Origin of the sequence: uncultured Caballeronia sp. (assembly GCF_964243625.1) — a bacterium.
GTDB lineage: Bacteria > Pseudomonadota > Gammaproteobacteria > Burkholderiales > Burkholderiaceae > Caballeronia.
In genome coordinates, this window is sequence record NZ_CAXTGZ010000496.1 from 1 (window position 1) to 4527 (window position 4527).

At 64.9% G+C, this 4527-nt stretch carries 2 protein-coding genes and 1 pseudogene; all 3 read left to right on the forward strand.

Annotated features, from left to right (window positions below):
* Positions 1-637, forward strand: a pseudogene (locus ACFFAR_RS25525) (Hsp70 family protein); the annotation flags it as partial.
* Between the two features lie 40 nt (positions 638-677).
* Positions 678-3503 carry an Hsp70 family protein gene (locus ACFFAR_RS25530; RefSeq protein WP_174364112.1) on the forward strand — a complete coding sequence of 942 codons (2826 nt, stop codon included), beginning with the start codon at positions 678-680 and terminating at the stop codon, positions 3501-3503.
* 52 nt (positions 3504-3555) lie between these two features.
* Positions 3556-4527 (forward strand): lyase family protein (locus tag ACFFAR_RS25535; RefSeq protein ID WP_375508689.1); only part of this gene is annotated, 972 nt, incomplete at its 3' end.

Sequence of the window (4527 nt, forward strand, 5' to 3'; positions counted from 1 at the left end):
GCATCCGACCGCCGTGCTGTTCAACGGCGGCGTGTTCAAGTCGGACCTGCTGGCCGGCCGCATTCTCGATACCGTCAACGGCTGGCTGGCGGCCGAAGGCGCGCCGCCGGCCCGTTTGCTCGCCGGTGGCGACCTCGACCGCGCGGTCGCGCGTGGCGCGGCGTATTACGGCTACGTCCGTCGCGGCAAAGGCGTACGGATTCGCGGCGGCACGGCGCGTTCGTACTACGTCGCAATCGAATCCGCGATGCCCGCCGTGCCCGGCATCGAACCGCCCGTGCAGGCGTTGTGTCTCGCACCCTTCGGCATGGAAGAAGGGACCGAGGCCGCGTTGCCGCCGCAGGAATTCGGCCTCGTTGTCGGCGAGCCGGTGCATTTCCGGTTCTTCGGTTCATCGGTGCGCAGGCAGGATCAGGTCGGCACATTGCTCGATTTCTGGGGGCCTGAGGAATTGCAGGAACTCGAAGAAATCCAGGCGACCCTTCCGACCGAAGGGCGCACCCCCGGCGAAGTCGTACCCGTCAAGCTGCACGCACGGATCACCGAAGCCGGCACGCTCGAACTGGAAGCCTTGCCGCGTGATTCGGGCGAGCGCTGGAAAGTCGAGTTCGATGTACGCGCGAACGCAAACGGCTAAGTGCCGATAAGTGCCGATATGCGCCAATGAAGCGACGTCAATGAAGCAATACATCGTCGGGATCGATCTCGGCACGAGCAATACGGTCGTGGCGTATGCGGACGCCTCGGCCAAGGACGGGGCGAAGGCGATCCGCGTCTTCGATATCGACCAGCTCGTGAGTCCCGGCGAAGTCGCGGCACGGCCGCTGCTGCCATCCGCGCGATACCACCCGGCGCCGGGCGAGCTCGATCCCGGCGACCTTCGACTACCCTGGGGCGACGCCAACCCGGCCGAAGGTACGCAAGCGGTGATCGGCCGGCTTGCACGCACGCTCGGCGCGCAAGTGCCGGGACGGCTCGTGGCGAGCGCCAAAAGCTGGTTGTCGCATGCATCGGTGGATCGCGTTGCGCCGATCCTGCCGTGGGGTGCGCCGGATGACACAGGCAAGATCTCGCCTGTTACGGCGAGTGCGAGTTACCTGGCGCACGTGCGCGCCGCGTGGAATGCGCATTTCCTGCACGCGCGCCTCGAAGACCAGGACGTGGTGCTGACCGTGCCCGCTTCCTTCGACGACGGCGCCCGCGCACTCACTCTGGAAGCGGCCCGAATAGCTGGCCTGCCCCGATTGCGCCTGCTCGAAGAACCGCAAGCGGCGTTCTACGACTGGCTGTTCCAGCATCGCGCCACGCTCGATACCGAGTTGGCGCAGACCCGTCTCGTCCTCATTTGCGATGTCGGCGGCGGCACGACCGACCTCACGCTGATCAAGGTCGAGCTGAAGGACGGCGAGCCGGAGCTGACGCGGATCGGCGTCGGCAATCATCTGATGCTCGGCGGCGACAACATGGATCTCGCGCTCGCGCATCTCGTCGAAACGCGGATGGTGACCGCGCCTGCCCGTTTGTCTGCGGTGAGTCTGTCGCAACTGGTCGAGCGGTGCCGCGCCGCCAAGGAGCAGCTTCTGGGTGCGAATGCGCCCGAGACCCTGTCGATCACGCTGCTTGGCGCGGGCTCGCGGATGATCGGCGGCGCGCGTTCGGTGGAAGTGACGCGGCGGGAAGCCGGGCACATCATCGTCGATGGATTTTTCCCGCTGGTTGCATCGAGCGAGCGGCCGCGGCGTTCGCGCAGCGCGATCGTCGAATTCGGACTGCCCTATGCAAGCGATGCCGGAATCACGCGGCATATCGCGGCGTTCCTGAATCAGCACGCGGCGCAATCGCGCGATGCGCTGGGTTCGCCCGTAGCCGAAGCCGGAGCCGAAGCCGAAGCGGATACTGAAACGCTGCCCGTCCCCGATACGCTGCTGCTCAACGGCGGCGTGTTCCGCGCGCATGCGCTCGTCGAGCGTCTTGCCGATACCCTCGGCTCGTGGCGCGGCAAACCGCTGCATGCGCTGCACAACGACAACCCCGATGTCGCCGTCGCACGCGGCGCCGTGGCATATGGACTTGCGCGGGGTGGAATCGGACCGCGCATCGGCGGCGGCGCGGCGCGCAGTTATTTCCTCGTGCTCGAAGATGAAAGCGGCGGCGAGCGCAAAAACCAGCAAGGCATCTGCCTCTTGCCGCGCGGCACGGAAGAAGGCCGTGAAGTATTTTTACAGGATCGTGTATTCACGCTGCTGCTTGGACATCCGGTGCGGTTTCATCTGGTTTCATCGACGGGAGACAGGGCCTATCAGCCTGGCGAGCTCGTCGATCTTTCACAAAGCGACTTCGTCCGCCTTCCGCCCATAGCCACCGTGGTCCAGCCGCGCTCGGCCAAAGGTCCGCGCGAGACGCCGGTGCAGCTTTCGGCGTCGCTGACGGAGGTCGGGACGCTGGAGGTGCATTGCATCGACGAGGCGGACCCGTCAAAGCGCTGGCAGCTCGAATTCCAGCTACGCCGCGAAGCTTCAGCCGGCACCACGGTGGGAGAAGTCCTCCATCCAGCGTATGAAAAAGCCATCGAGCAGATCGACCGCGCATTCGGCGACCGTGCCCACAATGTCGACCCGAAGGAAGTCAAGCGCCTGCGCGCGCAACTCGAACATCTGCTCGGTCCGCGCGATACATGGGACAGCGCGCTCCTTCGCGAACTGTTCGGCGCGCTGTGGGAACGCGCCCGGCGGCGGCGGCGTTCCGCCGATCACGAGCGGCTGTGGCTGAACCTCGCCGGTTATTGCCTGCGCCCGGGTTTCGGTTATCCGCTCGATGAATGGCGCGTCGAGCAACTCTGGTCCCTTTTCGATGACGGCATCCAGTACCTGAACGACGCCCAGGTCTGGTCCGAATGGTGGACCTTGTGGCGCCGCGCGGCGGGCGGCTTGGGCGAGGCCGAACAAGTCGCCGTGCTCGATGCCGTCGACTACGTGCAGTCCATCGCCGCGTCGCGGACGAAAACCAAGGCGCCCTTCGATGCATCGAAAACCGGTTACGCCGATATGGTGCGCCTTGCGGCATCGCTTGAACGCGTGCCTGTCGCGCGCAAGATCGACGCCGCGCAAAAGCTGTTCGAGCGGCTCGACAAGCCATCCGGGAACCATCAGGGATGGTGGGCGATCGGGCGCATCGGCGCGCGCCGGCCGTTCTATGGCAGCGCACATGGCGTGGTGCCGCCGGATATCGCGGCGCAATGGCTTGAACGAATTGTCGCGCTCGACTGGAAGAAGGTCGAACCGGCTGCGTTCGCCGCGGCGCAGATCGCGCGTTTGACCGGCGACCGTTCGCGCGATCTGCCTGAAGACCTCCGGGCGCGCGTGGTTCATCGGCTCGACAATGCGGGCGCGCCAAAAGGCTGGGGTGAAATGGTCAGTGAAGTCGTGGAACTCGATAACGCCGACGAAGGCCGCGTGTTCGGCGAATCGTTGCCGCCGGGATTGAAACTCGTCGCCAGTACGTGAAGATAACGGCGCTTTTATAATCGCGGCTTCCCAACCCGCGACCATTCCTATCATGAGACTGCATGGCTGGGCATTCCCCGCAGCCGTTCTGCTTTGCGCTTCGCCGGCCTTTGCACAACAGATCCCGCCACACGACGAATTCTTCTGGCTTGGCGAAATCAACAAGGCGACCGTTGTCATCAACACGGACGAAGGCCTGCTCGACAAATCCATGGCCCCGCGTCTCGCCGCGGGCGTGGCCAAGGTGATCGCGGATGGAAACCAGCCCGGCGCCAAGCGCCCGAAGACGGTGATCACGTTCGAGCCGCTCCTCATCAAGGCCGCGGGCGAGGACATCACGCTGCTGCACGCCGGACGTTCGAGCCAGGACATGCACGCCACCTACCGCTCGGCCATCCTGCGCGACGACCTGCTCAACCTTGCCGACCAGCTCAACGCGACGACCGCGACCATCGTGCGTCTCGCCGATAAGTACAAGGCCACCGTCGTGCCGAACTACACGAACGGCGTGGCGGCCCAGCCCAACAGCTACGGCCACTATCTGCTCGGCTTTGTTGCAGGCCTCGACCGCGATGCACAGCGAATCCGCGAAGCGTACAAACGTGTGGACCGTTCATCGATGGGCACGACCGTCCTGAACGGCACAAGCTGGCCGCTCGACCGCGAGCGCATGGCGAAGTATCTCGGCTTCAATGCGATCGTCGATAACGCCTACGACGCGTCGCAGATTTCTTCCGTCGATGAACCCGTCGAAGCCGGCGCGATCGTCACTAGCGTGGCGCTGCATACCGGCGCTTTCATCCAGGATGTGATGACGCAATACGCCGAATCGCGTCCGTGGATCCTGTTGCAGGAAGGCGGCGCGAACACGTATGTCTCGAGCGCGATGCCGCAAAAGCGCAATCCGGGACTGCTGATCCGCACGCGCACGGATGCATCGACGGCAATATCGCAGGCCGAGGGCGTTGTCATGCAGGCGCATAACCTGCCGCCCGGCATGAGCGATCCGAAGGACGTGAAGGCG